At 68.8% G+C, this 20365-nt stretch carries 20 protein-coding genes; 6 read left to right on the top strand and 14 right to left on the bottom strand.

The window, feature by feature from the left end:
* Positions 1 to 37: 37 nt before the first annotated feature.
* Together E5CHR_RS07005 and E5CHR_RS07000 are read left to right on the top strand one after the other, a co-directional pair.
* Positions 38 to 1021: a Bug family tripartite tricarboxylate transporter substrate binding protein gene (locus E5CHR_RS07005; RefSeq protein WP_162579023.1), complete on the top strand. Its 984-nt coding sequence runs from the start codon at positions 38 to 40 to the stop codon at positions 1019 to 1021.
* An 8-nt stretch (positions 1022 to 1029) separates the two neighbouring features.
* Entirely contained in the window at positions 1030 to 2166 is a 1137-nt protein-coding gene (locus E5CHR_RS07000) for an alpha-hydroxy acid oxidase (protein WP_162579022.1), read from the top strand.
* 18 nt (positions 2167 to 2184) lie between these two features.
* Here the strand turns inward: E5CHR_RS07000 and E5CHR_RS06995 are convergent, their stop codons facing one another.
* The 11 genes from E5CHR_RS06995 to E5CHR_RS06945 all read right to left on the bottom strand — a co-directional run bounded on the left by E5CHR_RS06995 (position 2185) and on the right by E5CHR_RS06945 (position 13181).
* Entirely contained in the window at positions 2185 to 3735 is a 1551-nt protein-coding gene (locus tag E5CHR_RS06995; RefSeq protein ID WP_232061985.1) for a linalool dehydratase/isomerase domain-containing protein, read from the bottom strand.
* Positions 3736 to 3784: 49 nt separating this feature from the next.
* On the bottom strand, positions 3785 to 4489 hold the full coding sequence (locus E5CHR_RS06990; protein WP_197893897.1) for an ABC transporter ATP-binding protein: 705 nt from the start codon (positions 4487 to 4489) through the stop codon (positions 3785 to 3787).
* A gap of 64 nt (positions 4490 to 4553) precedes the next feature.
* Complete coding sequence (locus E5CHR_RS06985; RefSeq protein WP_162579019.1) at positions 4554 to 5339, bottom strand: ABC transporter ATP-binding protein; 786 nt, start codon at positions 5337 to 5339, stop codon at positions 4554 to 4556.
* Entirely contained in the window at positions 5336 to 6274 is a 939-nt protein-coding gene (locus E5CHR_RS06980; protein ID WP_162579018.1) for a branched-chain amino acid ABC transporter permease, read from the bottom strand. Before E5CHR_RS06980 ends, E5CHR_RS06985 begins: the two co-directional genes overlap by 4 nt.
* Positions 6271 to 7146 (bottom strand): branched-chain amino acid ABC transporter permease, encoded by an 876-nt coding sequence (locus E5CHR_RS06975; protein ID WP_162579017.1) that lies wholly within the window; start codon positions 7144 to 7146, stop codon positions 6271 to 6273. The genes E5CHR_RS06980 and E5CHR_RS06975 overlap by 4 nt, the downstream gene beginning before the upstream one ends.
* Before the next feature lie 30 nt (positions 7147 to 7176).
* Positions 7177 to 8328, bottom strand: coding sequence for an ABC transporter substrate-binding protein (locus E5CHR_RS06970; protein WP_162579016.1), 1152 nt, complete (start codon positions 8326 to 8328; stop codon positions 7177 to 7179).
* 26 nt (positions 8329 to 8354) lie between these two features.
* Positions 8355 to 9308 carry a zinc-dependent alcohol dehydrogenase gene (locus tag E5CHR_RS06965; protein ID WP_162579015.1) on the bottom strand — a complete coding sequence of 318 codons (954 nt, stop codon included), beginning with the start codon at positions 9306 to 9308 and terminating at the stop codon, positions 8355 to 8357.
* A 21-nt stretch (positions 9309 to 9329) separates the two neighbouring features.
* Positions 9330 to 10133 (bottom strand): SDR family NAD(P)-dependent oxidoreductase, encoded by an 804-nt coding sequence (locus tag E5CHR_RS06960; RefSeq protein WP_162579014.1) that lies wholly within the window; start codon positions 10131 to 10133, stop codon positions 9330 to 9332.
* A gap of 1 nt (position 10134) precedes the next feature.
* Complete coding sequence (locus E5CHR_RS06955) at positions 10135 to 11862, bottom strand: thiamine pyrophosphate-binding protein (protein ID WP_162579013.1); 1728 nt, start codon at positions 11860 to 11862, stop codon at positions 10135 to 10137.
* A gap of 90 nt (positions 11863 to 11952) precedes the next feature.
* A complete protein-coding gene (locus E5CHR_RS06950; protein ID WP_162579012.1) occupies positions 11953 to 12627 on the bottom strand; it encodes a TetR/AcrR family transcriptional regulator in 675 nt (224 codons plus the stop codon).
* Positions 12624 to 13181 carry an SCO family protein gene (locus tag E5CHR_RS06945; RefSeq protein ID WP_162579011.1) on the bottom strand — a complete coding sequence of 186 codons (558 nt, stop codon included), beginning with the start codon at positions 13179 to 13181 and terminating at the stop codon, positions 12624 to 12626. Before E5CHR_RS06945 ends, E5CHR_RS06950 begins: the two co-directional genes overlap by 4 nt.
* Positions 13182 to 13288: 107 nt before the next feature.
* On the opposite strand from E5CHR_RS06945, the gene E5CHR_RS06940 reads away from it, so the two are divergent.
* Complete coding sequence (locus tag E5CHR_RS06940; RefSeq protein WP_162579010.1) at positions 13289 to 13954, top strand: TetR/AcrR family transcriptional regulator; 666 nt, start codon at positions 13289 to 13291, stop codon at positions 13952 to 13954.
* A gap of 78 nt (positions 13955 to 14032) precedes the next feature.
* Positions 14033 to 15190 carry an alpha-hydroxy acid oxidase gene (locus E5CHR_RS06935; RefSeq protein WP_162579009.1) on the top strand — a complete coding sequence of 386 codons (1158 nt, stop codon included), beginning with the start codon at positions 14033 to 14035 and terminating at the stop codon, positions 15188 to 15190.
* On the opposite strand, the gene E5CHR_RS06930 is transcribed toward E5CHR_RS06935, so the two are convergent.
* A complete protein-coding gene (locus E5CHR_RS06930) occupies positions 15191 to 16543 on the bottom strand; it encodes an alpha/beta hydrolase family protein (RefSeq protein WP_162579008.1) in 1353 nt (450 codons plus the stop codon).
* Between the two features lie 141 nt (positions 16544 to 16684).
* On the opposite strand from E5CHR_RS06930, the gene E5CHR_RS06925 reads away from it, so the two are divergent.
* Together E5CHR_RS06925 and E5CHR_RS06920 are read left to right on the top strand one after the other, a co-directional pair.
* Positions 16685 to 18010: an MFS family transporter gene (locus tag E5CHR_RS06925; RefSeq protein ID WP_162579007.1), complete on the top strand. Its 1326-nt coding sequence runs from the start codon at positions 16685 to 16687 to the stop codon at positions 18008 to 18010.
* Between the two features lie 156 nt (positions 18011 to 18166).
* Complete coding sequence (locus tag E5CHR_RS06920) at positions 18167 to 18376, top strand: DUF3606 domain-containing protein (RefSeq protein ID WP_162579006.1); 210 nt, start codon at positions 18167 to 18169, stop codon at positions 18374 to 18376.
* A gap of 4 nt (positions 18377 to 18380) precedes the next feature.
* Here E5CHR_RS06920 and E5CHR_RS06915 read toward each other — a convergent pair whose 3' ends face one another.
* Positions 18381 to 19610, bottom strand: a complete 1230-nt coding sequence (locus E5CHR_RS06915; RefSeq protein ID WP_162579005.1) for an AI-2E family transporter — start codon at positions 19608 to 19610, stop codon at positions 18381 to 18383.
* Positions 19607 to 20356, bottom strand: a complete 750-nt coding sequence (locus tag E5CHR_RS06910) for a LytR/AlgR family response regulator transcription factor (RefSeq protein ID WP_162579004.1) — start codon at positions 20354 to 20356, stop codon at positions 19607 to 19609. The genes E5CHR_RS06915 and E5CHR_RS06910 overlap by 4 nt, the downstream gene beginning before the upstream one ends.
* Between the last annotated feature and the right edge of the window lie 9 nt (positions 20357 to 20365).

The following is a 20365-nucleotide window of genomic DNA, read 5'->3' as shown; positions in this document are numbered from 1 at the left end:
TCCCACAAGTCCACACCAGATTTCCGGAGACAAGACGATGAAGCCATTCGCCATCCACCGCCGCGCGCTGCTCGCACTCGGCCCCGCCCTGCTCGCAGGCCACACGGGCCTCGCCTCGGCGCAAGGCACCTACCCAGACCGCCCGATCCGCCTGCTGGTCGGCTACTCCGCCGGCGGCGGCGTCGATGCCATGGCGCGGCTCATCGCGCCGCGCCTGTCAGCCCTGCTCGGCCAGCAAGTGGTGGTGGAGAACCGCGCCGGTGCCGCCGGGGTGATCGCCGCCGATGCGGTCGCCAAGGCCGCCCCCGACGGCTACACGCTGATGCTGGGCGACAGCTCGACGTTGATCGCCAAGTACATGCAGGCCAAGCTCAGCTTCGATCCCGTCAAGAGCTTCGTTCCGGTCGCGGGGCTGTTCAAGTCGCCGCTGCTGATCGTCGCGGGCAACGACTTTCCCGCCAGGAACCCGCGCGAGCTGGTGGCGGCCCTCAAGGCCAAGCCCGGCTTCTATTCCTTCGCCACCTCGGGCGTGGGCACCGTGCAGCACCTGGGCTTCGAGATGATGAAGGGCCAGTCGGGCACCTTCGCGCTGCACATCCCCTACCGCGGCGCCGCGCAGATCGTTCCCGACGTGATCAGCGGCCAGGTGCCGCTGGGCGTGGTCAGCGCAACCGCCGGCCTGGCGCAGGCCAAGGGCGGCAAGCTGCGGGCCCTGGCGATGATGAGCAACGACAAGCTGCCGGGCGCCGAAGACGTGGCCGCGCTGTCGACCGCGGTGCCGGGCGTCGACGTGGCGCCGCGCCTGTTCCTGCTGGCGCCCGCCGGCACGCCTGCCGCCGTCGTCGACAAGCTGGGCGAGGCGGCACGCACCGCCATGAGCGCACCCGACCTGCCGCAGGCCGCCGCGCTGCAGGGCGCGGTACCCGACTTCATGCCCTCCGCGCAGCTGGCCACGGCAATGGCGCAGGAGTCGGCCCGCTGGGGCAAGCTGATCAGCGAGCAGAAGATCAGCTCGCAGTAGCAAGCCGGATGAGCGTCATCACCTGCATCGAGGACCTGCGCGTCCTCGCGAGGAAGCGCGTGCCGCGCATGTTCTACGACTACGTGGACTCCGGCTCCTGGACCGAAGGCACCTACCGGGCCAATGCTGCCGACTTCGACCGCCTCAAGCTGCGCCAGCGCGTCGCGCTGAACATCGAGCAGCGCAGCACGCGCACGACGATGGCGGGCATCGAGGCCGCGATGCCGGTGGCCATCGCGCCCACCGGCATGACGGGCATGCAGCATGCCGACGGCGAGATCCTGGCGGCGAAGGCTGCCGAGAAGTTCGGCATCCCCTTTACGCTCTCGACCATGAGCATCTGCTCGATCGAGGACATCGCGGCGGCGACGGGCTCGCCCTTCTGGTTCCAGCTCTACGTGATGCGCGACCGCGACTTCATGGCACGGCTGATCGATCGCGCCAAGGCCGCGAACTGCTCGGCCCTGGTGCTGACGCTGGACTTGCAGATCATCGGCCAGCGCCACAAGGACCTGCGCAACGGCCTCTCGGTGCCACCCAAGCCGACGCTCGCCAACCTCGCCAACATGGCGACCAAGCCGCGCTGGTGCATGGGCATGCTGGGCACGAAACGGCGCAACTTCGGCAACGTGTTCGGCCATGTGAAGGGCATCGAGACCATGCGCTCGCTGTCGGAATGGACCAACAGGCAGTTCGATCCGACGCTCTCGTGGGCGGACGTCGACTGGATCCGCCGGCGCTGGGGCGGGCGGTTGATCCTCAAGGGCATCCAGGACGTGGAGGACGCGCGGCTGGCCGTCGACTCGGGTGCCGATGCGCTGATCGTCTCCAACCATGGCGGGCGCCAGCTCGACGGCGCGCCCTCCTCCATCTCGGCGCTGCCCGTGATCGCCGAAGCGGTGGGCCACCGCATCGAGGTGCACATGGACGGCGGCATCCGCAGCGGGCAGGACGTGCTGAAGGCACGCGCACTCGGTGCCCGGGGCGTCTACATCGGCCGCTCGATGCTCTACGGGCTGGGCGCGATGGGCGAGGCCGGCGTCACGCGGGCCCTGCAGATCATTCACCGCGAGCTGGACCTCACGATGGCGTTCTGCGGACACACCGACATCGACAAGGTGGACGCGCGGGTGCTTTGCGCGTGAGCCGGGCGCGGGAGACGCTCAGGCCGTTTCGAAGGCGAGCATGAAGCGCGTCGCGTCTGCGAACTCGCTGCCGTCGAGCCGCACGCCCTGCTCGACAGTGCCCAGGCTCGACAGCGAGGTCTCGCCCACCGTGGCGCCCGTGCCGGCAGCCACCCTGCGGCCGTTCATCGAGAGCGTCCACGGGCCGCGCTCTGCCAGCCGCCCGATGACCACCTCGAAGCCGGCGCCTCGGCTCGCGCAACGGCGCAGCGTGAAGTGCAGCTGCTGCGCCTGCGCATCGAAGTACGCCTGAAGCACATCGATGCCTTCACCCACTTCGACCAGTGCCGGCCGGCGGCGTTCATCCGCAGCGATGGGCTCGTTGTAGAGCTTCCAGAGGCCATCCGGCACATTCAGGCTCGCATAGCCCATCAGCACGTTGCCGCACATGGGCTCGACCAATGTACGGTGCCCTTCGGCGTCCTGCAGCATGTCGTTGCGCGGGTAGTAGAGACCGCCCTCGCGCCAGGTGGGCGCCATGTAGCGTTCGGCGTGGCGTTGCAGTCCGGACAGCGTTGCGCTGTCGCCTATCTCCGAGGCCCAGGTTGCGGCCCAGCCGAAATCCGAATCGTCGTTGACCACCTTCTGGCCCATGATGAGCGGCCGCTCGGCGGACCGCACCGAGACCGCGCCGTCCTCGCCCTCGACCCGCCAGTCGCGGATCTGCGCCGGATAGTGGGCATGCACGAAGTCGCGATTCCACATGTTCATGAGCGTGCCGCACCAGGCGTCGGCCCAGGGCGAGGGGCCGGCGTTGTCGCGCACCGCGTGAGTGTCCTGCGCCATCATCATGTTGTAGTGGCCGTTCGCGCCGAGGTGGCCGAACTGCGTCCACGCCTTCCGGTAGGCGTCGGTCACCTCGGCCGCAACCGACCCGCCGTTGACCAGGTCGTGCATGCGAAAGCCGAGGATGGCGGGCTGGTTGCAGATCTGGAATACGCAGTTGGGCTCGCAGGCCACGCCGAGGTAGCCGCTCTCGACCATCTGCCAGTAGACGGTTTCGTTCAGGCTGTTCTGGTCGTACTCGAAGCGGCGCTCCTTGCCGCCCCAGAAGAAAGACCAGTAGCTGAAGGTCAGTGCGCCGGGCGCAGCGTAGCGGTCGTCGTCGAACAGGTAGTCGTAGAGCAGCGCCATGGACTGCACGTAGGCGCTGTACATGATGTTGTCCCGCGCGACCGGGTCCCACGCCTCTTCGAGCCGATCGGACAGGTGCATGTTGAACACGCTGCCGCCCCGGCTCACGCGGGCCCAGTACATCCACACCTCGGGCAGCAGCATCTTCGCGATCAGCTTCTCGAACAGCGGCTTGAAGACACCCGGCGCAGCCGGCAGCCGGTGCCGGTGGGCCAGCGCCAGCGCGTAGGCCATGTAGGCGAGCTGGAATCGATAGCCGCCGAAGTCGTCCTGGCCGGCGCCGCGGCCCTGCATCAGCGACCAGTCGTTGGGCAACTGCCGCGCGAGGTTGGCGAAGTGGCGGAGATGGCCCGCCTGGTGGTGGGTGAGGATGTGAAGGGCTTCGGGAGAGTTCATGGCGTTCATCCATTCCAGTTGTTTTCTCGAGCGCCGGCCCGCGTCTGGCCTACATGCCGAGGTACGCTGCCTGCACTGCCGGGTCGGCGAGCAGCGTGCGGCCCAGGCCTTCGAGCGTGATGCGGCCGGTCTCGATGACGTAGCCTCGATCGGCGATGCGGAGCGCAGCGCGCGCGTTCTGTTCCACCAGCAGGATGGTCTTTCCCTCATCGCGCAGCCGGCCGATGACGGCGAAGATCTCCTTCACGATCAGCGGGGCCAGGCCCATCGAGGGTTCGTCGAGCAGCAGCAAGCGCGGCCGGCCCATCAGCGCGCGGGCCATCGCGAGCATCTGCTGCTGGCCGCCCGAAAGTGTTCCCGCAGCCAGCCGCCGGAATTCGGCGAGGATCGGGAAGAGCGCGTACATCGCAGCCAGGTCTTCCTCGATCCTGGCGGCGTCGTCCCGCACGAAGGCGCCAAGGCGCAGGTTGTCCTCGACTGTCATCGGGCCGAACACCTGGCGGCCCTCGGGCACCTGGCAGATGCCGCGCTTCACCCGCAGCGTGCACGGCGCGCGCACGATCTCCTCGCCGTCGAAGACGATGGAGCCGGCGGACACCGGCTGCACGCCGGAGATGGCCCGCAGCAACGTCGTCTTGCCGGCACCGTTGGCGCCCACCAGCGCCACCAGCTCGCCTTCGCCGACCGCAAGGTCCAGCGTGTGCAGCGCCTGGATGCGGCCGTAGTGGCTGGCCAGGCCCTTCACCTCGAGCAGCTTGCTCATCGACAGGCCCTCCTTCCATGCTTCTCGTCGCGGCGAGCCCGGCGGCGCGCGGCGGTCATGCTTCGGCACCCAGGTAGGCGGCGATCACTTCGGGGTCGTTGCGCACTTCGGTGGTGCTGCCCAGCGCGAGGCGGCGGCCGCCGTTCAATGCCAGGATGCGGTCCGATACGCCCATGACCAGCTTCATGTCGTGCTCGACCAGCACGACCGTCGTGCCGCTCTCGGCGATCCGGCGGATGAGGACCTCGATCTCGGCCGTTTCCGTGTGGTTGAGCCCGGCGGCCGGCTCGTCCATGAGCAGCAGCCGCGGCGATGCGGCCAGCGCACGCGCGATCTCCAGGCGCTTGAGCGCGCCGTAGGAGAGCTGGCTGGCCTGCGAGCGGGCGTACGCCGCCACGCCCACGAAGTCCATCAGCGCGTGCGCGCGCTCGCGGCACGCCGCGTCGGCGCGTCGCAGCGCGGGCGGCCTGAACATGCCGCGCAGCAGCCCCGTGCCGAGCGAGAGATGGGCGCCGATCATCACGTTGTCGACCGCGCTCATGTTCATGCACACCTGCAGGTTCTGGAAGGTGCGGCTCAGCCCCAGTCGGGCCAGCTGCTCGGGCGGCGTGCCGCCCACGTCCTTCCCGAACAATGCGATGCGGCCGGCTCCGGGCCTGTAGATGCCCGTGACGAGGTTGATCAGCGTCGTCTTGCCGGCACCGTTGGGTCCGATGACGGCGTGCACCGTGCCCGCATGTACGTCGAAGCTCAAGTCCTGGATCGCCTTGACGCCGCCGAAGGCAATGGAAAGGTTCTCGACCTTCAACGCGTCGATCGCCGGTGGCGATGCCGCGATCATCGGGACCTCCGCGCGAAGAGCGCCCGGAGGCTGGGCACGATGCCGGCCCGCATGAAGATCATGGCGCCCGTCAGGATCACCCCGAGCAGCAGCGTCTCGAAGGACTCGAAGGCGTGCAGCACCTGCGGCAGCAGCGTGATGACCGCGGCGCCGATGATCGACCCGAAGACCGACGCCGTGCCGCCCAGCACCACCATCATCACGAACTCGACCGAGCGCGCCAGGCCGGCCGCCGCGGGCGTGAGGAAGCCGACGTAGTGCGCCATCAGGCTGCCCATGACGCTCGCCATCACTGCCGACAGCACGAACACGCGGGTCTTGAAGCGGCCGGCGTCGATGCCGGCCGTGCGCGCCGCCACCTCGGAGCCGCGGATCGCCTGCAGCGCGCGGCCGGCCGGCGAATCGACCAGGTTGGATGCGGTCCACGTTGCGGCCACCAGCAAGGCGGCGGTGAGCGCATACCACGCCGGCTCGCTGGCGAGCGACCAGTCGAACAGCGTCAGCGGCGGCACCGACATGCCGTCGGAGCCGCCCGTCCAGCGCGTCTCGTTGTTGAAGACGATCGTCGCGATCAGCCCGAGCGAAAGCGTCGCCATCGCCAGGTGATGGCCGGCGAGCCGCAGGATCGGCCGCGCGATGACGAAGGCCAGCACGCCCGTCGCCGCGGCCCCGGCCGCCAGCGCGGCCAGCGGCGGCCAGCCGAAGTGCGCGGTCAGGATCGCGGAGGCGTAGGCACCGAAGCCGAAGAAAGCCGCGTGCCCGAGGCTGATCTGCCCGGCATAGCCGAACAGCAGGTTCAGCCCGATCACGACCACTGCGTTGATGGCGATGCGGATCGCGATGTCGTAGGCGAAGCTGCCCGGGCCCAGCCAGGGGAACACCAGCAGGATGGCCGCAAGGATCGCGACCCCGAGGTGGCGCGCCTGGAATTTCATACGCGCTCCGTCAGGCGTGCGCCGAACAGCCCGCGCGGCATGAACATGAGCACCAGCAGGATGAGCACGAAGGCCACCACGTCCTTGTAGGCGGCCGAGACGTAGCCTGCGGCCAGCGCCTCCATCACGCCGAGCGCGAGGCCGCCCACGATCGCGCCGGGGCCGCTGCCAATGCCGCCGAGCGCGGCGGCCGCGAAGCCCTTGAGGCCCAGCACGACGCCAGCGTCGTAGCTGGTGAAGGTGATGGGCGCCGTGATGACGCCCCCGATCGCGCCCAACGCGCCCGACATGGCAAAGGACACCAGCATCACGCGGTCGGTGCCGATGCCGACCAGCGCGGCCGCCAGCGGGTTGTGCGAAGTGGCCAGCATGCCCTTGCCGGAGATCGTGCGCCCGAAATACCAGGCCAGTGCCACCACCACCAGCAGCGTGACGCCCAGAACCCACAGGCTCTGCGGCACCAGCGTGGCGCCGCCCACGCGCAGCGGCACGTCGCCCGAGAAGGCGGGCAAGGCATGGTTGCCCTTGCCGAGCACCACCTGCACCGCGCCGCGGATGACCAGGGCGACGCCCAGCGTGATGATCAGCAGCGTGATGAGCGGCGCACCACGGGCCGGCCGCACCGCGAGCCGCTCCATGCAGGCACCTGTGAGCACCGACGCCGCGACGGAAACGGCGATCGCCATCGGCAGGCTGCTGCCGGCCTCGACCATCGCGGCCGCCGTCATCGCGCCCAGCATGATGAATTCGCCCTGTGCGAAGTTCACGATGTGGCTGGCGTTGTAGATCAGCGCATAGCCCAGCGCCGCGAGTGCGTACATCGCACCCACCGTGAGGCCGGAGAAGAGGAACTGCAGCAGTTCAGCAGGCATGGTCGGCTCCAGGCTGGCACGCGGGCCCGCTCACTTGACGAGTTCGAATCGGGCGTTGCGCACTTCGATGATGCGCAGCGAATCGGGTGCCAGGCCGTTGTGGTTGGCCGGCGTCATCGTGAAGATGCCGTTCAGGCCCACCAGCCCCTTGGTGGATTCGATGGCATCGCGCACCTTCCCCTTGTCCGTGCTCCCGGCGCGCCGAATCGCGTCGACGGCGATGGCGAGCGCGTCGGCCACGTTGCCGCCGAAGGGGGAGGCGTCGACCTTGTACGCTTCCTTGAAGCTGCGGTAGAAGTCGAGCGACGGCGCCTTCTGCGGGTCGCTGTCCTGCAGTGCGTCAGGCACCACGAAGCCGGTGGTCGGCATGCGCACGCCCTCGGTCGGCGGGCCGCCAAGCTTGACGAACTCCTGGTTGACTGCCGCGTGCGGCATGTACACCGGGAGCTTGAAGCCCATCTGCGCGTAGTTCTTGATCGCCACCGCGGGGCTGGTGCCCGCGCCGCAGAAGATCAGCATCGCCTGGATGTCCTGCAGATTGCGAAGCCGCGTGAACTGCGGCGTGATGTCGGTGTCCTTCGGCCCGTAGCTCTCCTCGCCCACCACCGTGATGCCGAACCGGGCGGCCGCGGCGGTCACCTCCTTGCGACCCGACTGGCCGAAGCCGCTGGTCTCCGACAGCAGCGCAATGCGTTTGATGCCGCGCTCCTGCATGTCCTGCAGGATGCGCTCGGCCACCATGCGGTCGGAGTGTGGCGTCTTGAAGACCCACTTCTTGACCGGGTCCACGAGCGCCAGGCCACCGCCGGTCGAAACGAAGGGCACACCGGCGCGCTCCGCATACGGGACCATCGCGAGCGCGCTGGGCGTCACGGTGCCGCCCAGCAGCACATCGACCTTGTCGGTGTCGACCAGGCGCTTGGCAAAGGTGTTGGCGTTGTTCGGGTCGGACTGGTCGTCGTAGACCGTGAGCGCGACCTTGCGGCCCAGCACGCCGCCTCGCTCGTTGAGCCGCTTGACGTGCAACTCCAGTGTCTTCTGCTGCGGGTCGCCGATGAAGCCGACCGGCCCCGTCACCGACAGCACGGCGCCGATGCGGATCGGATCGCCCTGGGCCTGCACGGCGGCCCCGGCGGCGAGCCCCGCGATGGCCAGCACGGCGGTACGGATGAATGCTCTCATGATGGTCTCCTTGAATGGATGGCGAATCAGGCGCTCATGCGCATCTGCAACTTGATCTGGCCGGGCGGGAGGCGGCCTTCCAGCAGCCGCGTGAACATCTGCTCGGCCTCGTCGAAGGGCACGGCATGCACCCAACGCGTGTCGAGGTCGGGCAGCATCGAGACGGCTTCGCGGAACTCGTCGGGCGTGTAGCCGAAGGAGCCTTGCAGCGTGCGCTCGCCACCGATCAGCGGACCCGCCGGCAGGGCGAGGTCGGCGCTGTGGAGGCCGACCAACACAGCCGTCCCGCCGGGGCGCACCCGGAGCCCGGCGTCGCGCCGCGTGGCGACCGCACCCACCGAATCGAAGATCACGTCGAAGCTGGCGTCGATGCCTTGCGCGGTGCGGTCGGCACCGCCCGCATCGGCGAAGGCGCGGCGCTCGGCTGACAGATCGGTCACCGTGATGTCGCGTACGCCGAAGCGCTTGAGCACGAAGAGCAGCGACAGCCCGATCGAGCCGGCGCCGAGGATCGCCACCGGGCCGGTGCCGATCGCCCGGGCAGCCAGCCGGTAGGCGTGGAGCGCGGTCGCGACCGGGTCGGCCATCGCGGCCTGCGTGGTCGTCGCACGGCCTGCCGGCACGAGGTTGCGCTCGGGCACTGCGACGGCTTCCGCGAAGCCGCCGTTGCGGTGCACGCCGATCACCTGCCGGTTGTCGCAGAGATGCGGGCGGCCCTCGCCGCATGCGCGGCAGTGGCCGCAGGCGAGCAGCGGATTGACGATGACGCGCTCGCCGGTGTCCTGCCGCAGGCCGACGAATTCATGCCCGAGCGTCATCGGCGCCACGGCCTTGGGCCGCTCGTCGCGCACCACGCACATGTCGGTGCCGCAGACGCCGGCCTGCAGCACGCGGACCATGACCTCTCCGCTGCCCGCGTGCGGCGGCGCCACCTCCAGCTGCCGCACCGTCGCATCGCCGACGTAGACCAATGCCTTCATGGGTGTGTCTCCAGGTTCCGGTCAGGCGGCGGGCGCCGAAGGCTTGCGCGCGGCGAGGCTGGGGTAGCGCTGCATCGATGCGCCGCCGTCCACGTAGAGGGTCTGCCCCGTCACGTAGGCCGCGTCGTCGCTGGCGAGGTAGGCGACCGCTGCGGCGATGTCCTCGGGGCGGGCCGGTCGCTTCAGCGGGATGTTGTCGAGGAAGGCGTCGCGTGCAACCGGATCGGCCAGCAGCCGCGCGACCATCGGCGTGTCCGTGAGGCCGGGGCCCACGGCCGCCACGCGGATGCCGTGCGGCGCCAGTTCTAGCGCCGCGACCCGGCCCAGCATCTCCACGCCGGCCTTGGCCGCGCAGTACGCCGCCAGGCCCTCGCCGGGCTGCTGCGCGTTGGTCGAGGCGATGTTGACGATCACCGCGGTCCCGCCCTGCGCGATCATCTGCCGCGCCTGGGCCTGCGACGAAACGAAGACACCCGTGAGGCACACGTCGAGGACGCGCTGCCAGGTCTCGAGCGCGGTGTCGACCAGCCGCGCGCTCGCGCCCACGCCAGCGGCATTGACCGCGATGTCGAGCCGCCCGAAGGCGGCCACCGCCTCCTCCACGGCACGCCGCATGTCGGCCGTGTTGGCCACATCCGCGACCACGGGCACGGCACCGCGCCCGATCGCCTCGGCCGTCGCCTTGGCCGCAGCGGCGTCACGGTCCAGGCAGGCGACGCGCGCGCCCTCGTCGCACAGCCGGCCGCAGATGGCGCGGCCGATGCCCGAGCCCGCGCCGGTGACCAGGGCGCTGCGGCCCTGCAATCGCGTTGTTTGAGCGGTCACCTCAGGCCTCCAGGTCGTCGGCATACGGGACGTAGTTCCGCTCGGCGTCGTGCTCGGCCATCCGGCCGACGAAGCGCTGCGTGATCGGATGCACCACGCCCGGGTCGGTCATGACGTTGACGCAGGCCGGCCGGTTCGAAGCCAGCGCACGTTCGAGCGCCGCGTCGAGCCCCGCCACGTCCTCCACGAACTCGGCATGGCAGCCGAAGGCAGCAGCCGCCTGCTCGTAGCGCGTGCGGCCGAGCTCGCTGACCATGCGCATGCCCTCGCCGTACATCAGGTCCTGGCCATGCGCGGACATGCCCCACATCTGGTCGTTGTTGATCACCACGACGACCGGCAGGCCGTGCCGCACCAGCGTGTCGAACTCGGCAAAGTTGAACCCGACCGAGCCGTCGCCGGTGAACAGCACGACGCGCCGCCCCGGGTTGGCGACCTGCGCACCGACGGCGAGCGGCAGGCCCTCGCCCATGCAGCCGACGTAGCCGTGGCCCAGCCAGCGGCCGGGCGCATCGCTGTGCGCCGTCATGTCGATCCAGGAATGCGACTCGCCGCCGTCGAGGCAGACCACCGCGTCGCGCGGCAGCGCGGCGGCCACGGCATGTGCCAGCCGGTACGGATGGACCGGTCCGCTGCGCGCATCGGCCACCTTCGCGAAGTTCTGCTTCGACGCCGCGCCCACGGCGCAAAGGCGGTGGGCCCATTCGCGGGTATCGGGCAGGGTCTCGTCGGCGGTGGCGGCGAGCAGCGCGCGCAGCATCTCGCCGCAGTCGGCCGTCACCGAAAGGTCGGGCTCGCGGATGCGCCCCATTTCACCGGGCTCGATATCGACCTGCACGATCTTCGCCTCCGGCGGCAGGAAGGACTTGCGCCGTCCGCCGGTATAGATGCCGAAGCGCGCGCCCAGCACCAGCAGCAGGTCGGGCACCAGGCCCTGGCCGCGCGCAGGTGCCAGCGTGGCGTAGTTCCGGCCCCATAGCGCGTGGTCGGTCGGCAGCACGCCGCGCGACTTCGCGTTGGTCAGCACCGGGATGCCGGAGCGCTCGGCAAATGCGCGCAGCTCGGCGGCACAGTCCGCGTAGAGCGTGCCGCCGCCGGCCAGGATCACGGGACGCTGGGCAGTGCGCAGCCACGCGACGGTGCGTGCCACCGCATCGGCCGCGGGCGCGGGCCGCGTCGGCGCTCCGGCGGGCTCGAGATGGCGAACTTCGTCCTGTGCGATCAGCCCGAACATGAGGTCGATCGGGACCTCGACGTAGACCGGGCCGGGGCGGCCGGTGGTCGCCTTGCGGATCGCCTGGCCGACCAGGTCGGCGAGCCGGTTGATGTGTGGCACCTGCACGGCCCACTTGGTGACCGCGCGCATCACCGCCATCTGCTCCACGCCGCCGTTGACCGGCAATGCGTCGAGGTCCTGCATCGCCGACGCGCCGCCGATCACGAGCATCGGCACACAGTCGGCCAGCGCATTGGCCACCGGCGAGACCACGTTGGTGATGCCGCCGCCGGCCGTGACGAGCGCCACGCCGATGCGCCCGCTGCTTCGGGCATAGGCGCTCGCCGCGAAGCCCGCCGCCTGTTCGTGCCGCGTGTCGACCACGCGCATGCCGGCATCGCGCGCTGCCTGGTAGGCCGAGTCCAGGTGCCCGCCATGAAGGGTGAACGCGGTGTCGACGCCGAAGCGCCGGAGGACTTCGATCAGGACCTGACCGCCATTGAGTTTCGCCACGGATGCTCTCCAGAGTGCGCTTCGAGCGCGTTGGCCTAAAGGGATGGGCCTGCCGCAACCGGCCTGCCGCATCGGTGACCTGGACTTTAATTAAACGCGTTTAAATAAAGCTCGGTGTTTTCCCTTGGACGCTTCCGATGCCGCGCCGATCCAGTGGTCGACCAGCGCATTGACGGCCGTTTCAACCATCGCCGCGGTGGCCGACCAGGACATGCTCGACGTGAGGCGCGGGAACGCGATGACGCCGTGCGTGGTCGCGATCAGCGTGTCCATGGCCAGCACCGTATCGACCGGCCGGCACGGCAGTGAATCCAGGAAGTCTTCGACGACCTGCGTGTACAGGGCGAGCGAACGCAGCACGCTGGACGACCTGCCGAAGGGCACGCCGTCGGGTGTGCACAGCACGGCACGCTCGCGCGAGCCGGCGAACAGCACGTCGAAGTGGTCCGGGTGCGCGAGCCAGTAGCGCGCGGCGGTGAGGAACACCTGGCGCACGCGCCGGGCCGGCTCGGCCGTGCCGCGGGCACAGGCCTCCATGGCGTCCGTGGCGGCGTTCATGTCGAACTCGCGAATGGCGACGAGCAGCGCCCGCTGGTCTGGGAAGTACTGGTAGATCGAAGCAGGCGAATAGCCGGCTTCGGCTGCGATGCGGCGCATCGACATGGCACCTGCGCCCTCCTCCACGAGGATGCGGCGACCCGCATCGATGAAGGCCTGGCGGATCCGCTGCCGGTCGAGCGCGGAGTACGCCCTGCGCCCGGTCACTCGAGGTGCTGGCGCAGGCGCTCGGCCACGGCGTCGAGGTCGAGTGCGTCAGGCAGGTGGGCCAGGTAGCGGCCGCCGGGCGCCATCAGGTAGGCGAAGGCGGTGTGCGGAACCACGTAGCCGCCTGGCGCATTCGCATCCGGCACAGGCTCTGCGAAGACCCGATACGACTTCTTGGCCGCAGCGACCTGCTCGGGCGTTCCGGTCAGGCCCAGGAAGCCGCCCGGATAGCGCGCCACGCAGGCCTGCATCGCGCAGGGATCGTCGCGCTGCGGATCGACCGTGACGTACAGCGGCTGCACGCGATCGGCCAGCGGCCCCAGTCGCTCGAGCGCGGCGCCGAGCTTCGACAGTTCGCGCGGACAGACGACGGCACAGTGGGAGAAGCCGAAGAACACCAGCAGATGGCGATCGCCGAAGCTGCGCTCGTCGACCGGCCGGCCGAAGTGGTCGACCAGGTCGAAGCGCCCATCGATGGGCGCGGTCCTCTCGGGTCGGGCCGGCGCAGAGCCGCAACAGCAGGCGCTCGCCGAGGCGATGGCATTCCGGGTCATGCGCGGATTTTAATTGCACGCGTTCATTTATGTACGGGGTTTTCCCGTCCCCGCGCCTATACTTTCTCCGCGGTCGTTCCGACCGTCATTCATACCTGCGCCGTCTCATGTCATTCCGCCCCAGCAAACCCGAGGTCCTCAGTCGTGCGCGGACGCCCGAGGACAAGGCCAAGGTCAGGGAAGCCTTCATCGCGGCGGGGCGCAAGCTGTTCGCCGACGAAGATCCGTCGACCGTTTCGCTGCGGCGCATCGCGGCTGCCGCGGGCTACGCGCCTGGCTCGATCTACCAGTACTTCGAGCACCAGCAGGACCTGTTCTTCCACATCCGTGCGCACGACATGCACGCGTCCACGGAGCAGCTTCGGCAATCGATCGCGCGCGTGCGCAGCCCTTTGCGGCGCGTGCTCAAGCTCTTCATCGGCACCGCGGACTACTGGCTGGAGCACATGGAGGAATTTCTCGTGATCTTCCCTGCCCCGAGCGTCAGCCGGTCGCCTGCGGTGAGCATCGCCGGCGTGCCCTTCGGGAAGTCGGCGGCGGTGCAGGACAGCCTGGCGCTTTACTACCAGACGGTCGACGAGTACTTCCAGACGCTGGCGCGACCGCCCATGAATCCGCACCTGGCGGCCGACATCCTCATCGCGGCGGTGCACGGCATGATCGTGTTCCCGTGCATGACGCGAACCATGGACTGGTCGGACACGCGCGTGATGGTCAAGCACCTGGTCAACAGCGTGGTCGCGGACTGGGGCAAAGGCGGCACGGCGGCCTGAGCCTGCAGCCGCGGGGCGTGCCGGGCCGATGCGCCGCGATAATCGGGGCCCCCAGCGCATCCAAGAAGGAGACCCCGAGTGCCCGACCTTTCCCGGATCACCTGCATCGAAGACCTGCGAGTGATCGCCCAGTCGCGCGTTCCGCGCATGTTCTACGACTACGCCGACTCCGGCGCGTGGACCGAGGGCACCTACCGTGCCAACGAGGCCGACTTCCAGAAGATCAAGCTGCGCCAGCGCGTGGCCGTCAACATGGAAGGCCGCTCCACGCGCACGACCATGGTGGGCCAGGAAGCGGCGATGCCGGTGGCCATCGCGCCCACCGGCCTCACGGGCATGCAGCATGCCGACGGCGAGATCCTGGGCGCGCGCGCTGCCAAGGCCTTCGGCATTCCCTTCACGCTGTCGACCATGAGCATCTGCTCGCTGGAGGACATCGCGGAGAACACCGACGGCCATCCTTTCTGGTTCCAGCTCTACGTCATGCGCGATCGCGACTTCATCGAGCGGCTGATCGAGCGCGCCAAGGCCGCCAACGTCTCGGCGCTGCAGCTGACGCTGGACCTGCAGATCCTCGGCCAGCGGCACAAGGACATCAAGAACGGCTTGACGGCGCCGCCCAAGCCGACACTGAAGAACCTCATCGATCTCGCGACCAAGCCGCGGTGGTGCCTGGGCATGCTGGGCACGAAGCGCCGCACGTTCGGCAACATCGCGGGTCATGCCAAGGGCGTGAAGGACCTGTCGTCGCTGTCGTCGTGGACGGCGGAGCAGTTCGACCCGACCTTGAGCTGGGCCGACGTGGAATGGATCAAGAAGCTCTGGGGCGGACCGCTGATCCTCAAGGGCATCCTGGACGTGGAAGATGCGCGGCTGGCGGCGTCCAGCGGTGCCGATGCGCTGATCGTCTCGAACCACGGTGGGCGCCAGCTCGACGGCGCACCCTCCTCCATCGAGGCACTGCCGGCCATCGCCGAGGCGGTGGGCACGGAAATCGAGGTCTGGATGGACGGCGGCATCCGCAGTGGGCAGGACGTGCTGAAGGCGCGCGCGCTCGGGGCCCGCGGCACGTTGATCGGGCGCAGCTTTCTCTACGCCCTCGGCGCCTACGGCGAGGCCGGGGTGACCCGCGCGCTGCAGATCATCCAGCGCGAGCTCGACCTCACCATGGCCTTCTGCGGACGCACGCAGATCGACGAGGTGGATTCGAGCATCCTGCTGCCCGGGACCTTCTGATCAGCGCGGCGGCACGCGCGATTCCAGCGGTGCAGGACGGTACTCGGGCCTGAAGCGGCAGCGGTCCTTGCCGCCGTTGCCGAAGCTCGGTTCGAAGTCTGCGCAACGGGCGGCCAGCGAAGCGGGCGTGGGCTTCTCGCCCTTGTCGATCCAGTCCAGCAGCGCGGCGAAGAGCGCGGGGTACTCGGGCTCGCTCAAGTAGCTGTGCTCGGACTCGTCGCTGAAACTCTGGACCAGGCGGTCGGCCGTGCCCGCGCTCTCGCGGATTGCGCGATAGGCGCTCTCCAGTTCGACGAACGCGGTGGGGTCGTTGATCGCATGCAGCGTCAGCGTGGGCAGCGAGGTGCGACCGGTCGGCCGGCTGTCGAGCGCGAGCGCGCCCTGGGCCTGCGGGTCGGCCGAGTAACGCAGCACGCCTGCGTTGAGCGCCGCATCGTCTGCCGAGCCCTGGTAGACCACGCCGAGGTTGCCGAAGGGATTGCGCCCGCCCAGTCGCTCCTGCACCAGGTCCTGGAACAGCCAGGTGGCCCAATTGAGATGGGCGAGCAGCGTGCGCTCGGGGATCTTCACGACCGAAGTGATGGTCTTGAGCCGCGCGGCCTGCTCGGGGGTGCGCTGCGCCGCGGGCAGCCCGACTCCGGTGCAAGTCTTGACGCGCTCTGCCAGATCGGCGCGCGTGAGGGTCGACCCCTTGGGCAGCCCCATCCACAGCGGGTACTGCGGCTCCTCGGGCCGCGGATGGTTGCGGCAGACATACTGATAAACCACGCGCAGGTCCAGCCGGAACTCGTAGGCGCTGTTGCCGCCGCCGAGCACGCCGCTGGTCAGCAGCACGCCATCGAAGGGGCTCGGCCTTCCACCCACCGGGGCATAGAGCTCCGCAGCCTTCGAGGCGACGGCAGCGCCAAAGCTCTGCCCGTGCAGCAGCGTGCGGCGCGGCGAGCCGAAGTGCCGCACGAAGAGTTGGCGCAGCCGCTCGGTGTCCTGCGCCGCCATCGTCACGCCGTAGCCGCCGCGGCGGTAGGTCGAGCCCGCCCAGGCGTAACCCGCCTTGACCGTGACGGCCCAACGCTCCAGGTCCTTGCGGCTGCGCTCGGCGAGCGGCGGTCCGGTTTCGGGGCCGCCGTGCGCATGCATGACGAGCACCTGGCTCCAATCCGCCGGAATGGCGATCCAGTAGAAGGCACCGGCGCCGTCCCGGCCGGTGTAGCAGCGCGCCGACGCCGGCACCGGCGCGGGGCAGGACGCGGCGACCGGCGCGGGGGCCGCCGCATGGACCGGCGCCGCACCCGCCAGGCCGAGCGCCAGGCCGAGCAGCAGCGCAACCACGACCTTCTTGCTTGTTGTCGTCATCGAAGCATCACTCCATTCAGCAGATCGAAGATTCGGCTCAATTCCAATCGAGCGAGCCTGGATAAGGCGTCGGCCGACAGCGCGACTTCGCGCTGCCGCGCAGAATCGGCCGGGCCAAAACAAACACTCCAAGGCGCGATCATGAGTGCAGCCACGCCCCTGTCCAACTTACCCCAGCAGCCTGCAACGCACTACACGGCCGAAGAAAAGCGCCGCAGGATCTTCGCCATCGTGGGGGCCTCCTCCGGCAACCTGGTCGAGTGGTTCGACTTCTACGTCTACGCGTTCTCGGCGATCTACTTCGCCTCTTCCTTCTTCCCCAAGTCCGATCCCACCGTTCAGCTGCTCAACACCGCCGGCGTGTTCGCGGCCGGCTTCCTGATGCGGCCGATCGGCGGCTGGCTGTTCGGCCGGATCGCTGACCGCCAGGGCCGCAAGACTTCGATGGTGATCTCGGTCACGATGATGTGCGCCGGCTCGCTGGCCATTGCCTGCCTGCCGACCTACGACAGCATCGGGGCCTGGGCGCCCGCGCTGCTGCTGGTCGCGCGACTGTTCCAGGGCCTTTCGGTGGGCGGCGAGTACGGCACCACCGCCACCTACATGAGCGAGGTGGCGCTCAAGGGGCAGCGCGGCTTCTTCTCGTCCTTCCAGTACGTCACGCTGATCGGTGGCCAGCTGCTCGCGGTGCTGGTGATCGTGGTGCTGGAGCAATTGCTGAGCGAGGCGGAGCTCAAGGCCTGGGGCTGGCGCATTCCGTTCGTGATCGGCGCCATCACCGCCGTCGTCGCCATGCAGCTTCGGCGCCAGCTGCACGAGACCTCGAGTTCCGCGAGCCGCGAGAACAAGGAGGCCGGCACGCTCGCGGGCCTGTTCCGCCACCACAAGGCCGCCTTCTTCACGGTGCTGGGCTTCACCGCCGGCGGCTCGCTGATCTTCTACACCTTCACGACCTACATGCAGAAGTACCTGGTCAACACGGTGGGACTGCCGATCAAGACGACCAGCTACGTGATGACCTGCGCCCTGTTCTTCTACATGTGCATGCAGCCGGTCTTCGGTGCCCTGTCGGACCGCATCGGGCGGCGCAACAACATGCTGCTTTTCGGCGCGCTCGGGGCATTGGCAACGGTGCCCATCCTCATGACGCTGCAGCGGGTGACGAGCCCGGTGGCGGCGTTCGCGCTCATCATCCTGGCGCTGGCCATCGTGAGCTTCTATACCTCGATCAGCGGCATCGTGAAGGCCGAGATGTTCCCGGCGGAGGTGCGGGCCCTTGGCGTGGGTCTGGCCTACGCCGTGGCCAACGCGATGTTCGGTGGCTCGGCCGAATACGTCGCGCTGGGGCTCAAGGCGCTGGGGCACGAGTCGGCCTTCTTCTGGTATGTCTCGGCGATGATGGTGATCGCCTTCCTGGTGAGCTTGCGGCTGCCGCGGCAGGCGAGCTACCTGCACCACGATCATTGAATCAAGTTCGAACGATCTGACGTAAACCGGCCTCTTGCCGACCGGGCGGCAGCAAGTAGGAATTCACGCTGCGCGGGTTGCGCCCCGCGCCGACATGGTTCCCCACAGGGTGTTCTAGCTTCGCAGGCAGCCCTCGTTTCTTGACCAAGGACTCCTATGCCGCAAAATCAAGCCTCGTCACAAGCTGAAAGCATCGATGTCAGCTCCACCCGTGCCGTGGAGGATCTTGCCAGGCGATTCGATGCGACACCCGAGCAGATCCGCGAAGCGGTCAAGGCCGTGGGAAGCCGGGTCGCAGACGTGGAGCTTCACTTGAAAGGGACCCGCAGCGCCAGCAACGAACAGCGCGTGGACAGCAGCCCGTGAAGCGCTAATCCCCCAGCAGCTCACCGATGGGCTGGAGGTCTTCCACCCGATCGCAGACGGCCTTCACCACCATCATGATAGGGATGCCCAGCAGCAGCCCCCAGATGCCCCAGATCCAGCCCCAGAAGATCACGCCCACGAACACCGCCACCGGGTTCATGCGGCTGGTGCGGCTGGTGAGCCAGGGCACCAGCAGGTTGCCCACCAGCGTATGGATGAGCAGCGAGGTGCCACCGATCAGCAGCGTCATCTCGATGCTGTTGAACTGCAGGAAGGCGACGAGGCCGGCAGCGGCCATGACGATGACCGAACCGATATAGGGAATGAGGTTGGTCACCCCGGCGAGGATGCCCCACACGGCCGCGTTTTCCAGGCCGATGGCCCAGAAGGCCATGCCGGTGGCGACGCCGACCATCGCACTCGTGAGGATCTGCACCAGCAGGTAGCGCTCGATGTTCTGCGTGATGTCGTCGAGCACTTGCACCGTGATTTTTTTCTTCTGCAAGCTGGGGCCGGTGATCTTCACCAACTTGCGCCTGAAGGTGTCGCCCGACCCCAGTGCGAAATAGGTCAGGAACGCGACCAGCGTGAGCTGCCCGGCGGCGGCGATCAGGCCCACCGTGCCGCTCCAGAGATAGTCGCGCACGTTGAAGGCAGGCCGTTCGACGATCACGCGCGTCACGCCTTTGCGCGCCGCGACCTTGGCCGAGTTCTCCTCGGCCGCCTGCTCCAGCTGGGCGGCGGCCTTCTGCACGGTGTCGAGCGCGCCCGGATCGTTGCTCCTGCCGCTGCGCATGCCGGTGCGCAGCTTCTGGGCCGCGACAGGCAATGTATCGAGCAGTTCGGTGGCGCTGCCGGAGAGCGAATACCCCGTCCAGCCCATCGCGCCGAGCAGGCCGAGCAGGATCACGGCGGCGCTGATCCAGCGCGAGATCCTCCAGCGCTGGAGCAGGTCGACCAGCGGCGAGAGCGCATAGGTCAACAGGAGGCTGAGCATCAGCGGAACGAAGACGGCCTTGGCCCATTGCAACGTGAACAGCACGCCCAGTACACAAAGCACCACCAGCGAGGCGCTGCGCACGTCGATCGGCATTTGCAGCAGTACGCGCTCCTGCTCCTGCTCCGCGGACTCGGAGGCGGCGGCCACGGTCTGCTCCTGCTCGGTCGACAGCGGCGGCGTCGGCAGCGGCTCGGCCGGCTGCTCTGCAGGTTTGGGGGCAACTTCGTCGTTCATCGTGGATCCTTCAATGCCTCGCGCACGGCCGCCAGCTGGCGCCGCGACACGACGACCGGCTCGGGAATGCCGTCGAGGCGCAATGCCCAGCCCTCGGCGTCTTCGCCGTCGTCGTACTTCTGCAGCGCGCGAATCGCCTGGCGTGCCACCAGCGCGTTGCGATGCACGCGCACGAAGCGCGACGGATAGCGCTCCTCGAACTCGGTCAGCGAGCCGTCGTAGATGTGGCTGCGCGCAGCGGTGCGCACGGTGAGGTACTTGTACTCGGACTTGAGATAAACCACGTCGGACAGCAGCACGCGTTCGGTGCGGCCGCGATCCTGTATCAGCAGGACCTCCTGCGGCACGTCGGCTGCCGGACCGCGACGCTCCCGCAGCAAGCGCGCTGCCTTCTGCAGCGCCTGCTGCAGCCGCTCGGCGCGCACTGGCTTGGTGAGGTAGTCGACGGCCTCCAGCTCGAAGGCCGTGACGGCGTGGACGGCATGGGCGGTGACGAACACCACCGCCGGCGCACCGGGGCGTTGGCGCAGGCTGCGTGCCAGTTCGATGCCGTCGATGCCGGGCATGTGGATGTCGAGCAGCACCAGGTCGAGTTCCTCGGTCAGCAGCCGCGCCAGGGCGTCGGCCCCGTTCGCGGCCTCGCCCACGACCTCGGCTGCTGGCGCGCGGCAATCGGCCAGCAGCGTGCGCAGGCGCGACCGGGCCAGCGTTTCGTCGTCGACGATCAGGGTGCGAAGAACATGCATGGTTCTGGC

The sequence above is a fragment of the Variovorax sp. PBS-H4 genome (assembly GCF_901827205.1).
In the GTDB taxonomy this organism is placed as follows: Bacteria; Pseudomonadota; Gammaproteobacteria; order Burkholderiales; family Burkholderiaceae_C; genus Variovorax.
Note: the sequence above shows the minus strand (reverse complement) of the source record. Positions and strands in the feature narration are given on the sequence as shown.

Coding starts and splice junctions, on each gene's coding strand:
- E5CHR_RS07005 (WP_162579023.1), top strand. CDS start 38: ATGAAGCCATTCGCCATCCACCGCCGCGCGCTGCTCGCACTCGGCCCC.
- E5CHR_RS07000 (WP_162579022.1), top strand. CDS start 1,030: ATGAGCGTCATCACCTGCATCGAGGACCTGCGCGTCCTCGCGAGGAAG.
- E5CHR_RS06995 (WP_232061985.1), bottom strand. CDS start 3,735: ATGAACTCTCCCGAAGCCCTTCACATCCTCACCCACCACCAGGCGGGC.
- E5CHR_RS06985 (WP_162579019.1), bottom strand. CDS start 5,339: ATGATCGCGGCATCGCCACCGGCGATCGACGCGTTGAAGGTCGAGAAC.
- E5CHR_RS06980 (WP_162579018.1), bottom strand. CDS start 6,274: ATGAAATTCCAGGCGCGCCACCTCGGGGTCGCGATCCTTGCGGCCATC.
- E5CHR_RS06975 (WP_162579017.1), bottom strand. CDS start 7,146: ATGCCTGCTGAACTGCTGCAGTTCCTCTTCTCCGGCCTCACGGTGGGT.
- E5CHR_RS06970 (WP_162579016.1), bottom strand. CDS start 8,328: ATGAGAGCATTCATCCGTACCGCCGTGCTGGCCATCGCGGGGCTCGCC.
- E5CHR_RS06965 (WP_162579015.1), bottom strand. CDS start 9,308: ATGAAGGCATTGGTCTACGTCGGCGATGCGACGGTGCGGCAGCTGGAG.
- E5CHR_RS06945 (WP_162579011.1), bottom strand. CDS start 13,181: ATGACCCGGAATGCCATCGCCTCGGCGAGCGCCTGCTGTTGCGGCTCT.
- E5CHR_RS06940 (WP_162579010.1), top strand. CDS start 13,289: ATGTCATTCCGCCCCAGCAAACCCGAGGTCCTCAGTCGTGCGCGGACG.
- E5CHR_RS06930 (WP_162579008.1), bottom strand. CDS start 16,543: ATGACGACAACAAGCAAGAAGGTCGTGGTTGCGCTGCTGCTCGGCCTG.
- E5CHR_RS06925 (WP_162579007.1), top strand. CDS start 16,685: ATGAGTGCAGCCACGCCCCTGTCCAACTTACCCCAGCAGCCTGCAACG.
- E5CHR_RS06920 (WP_162579006.1), top strand. CDS start 18,167: ATGCCGCAAAATCAAGCCTCGTCACAAGCTGAAAGCATCGATGTCAGC.
- E5CHR_RS06915 (WP_162579005.1), bottom strand. CDS start 19,610: ATGAACGACGAAGTTGCCCCCAAACCTGCAGAGCAGCCGGCCGAGCCG.
- E5CHR_RS06910 (WP_162579004.1), bottom strand. CDS start 20,356: ATGCATGTTCTTCGCACCCTGATCGTCGACGACGAAACGCTGGCCCGG.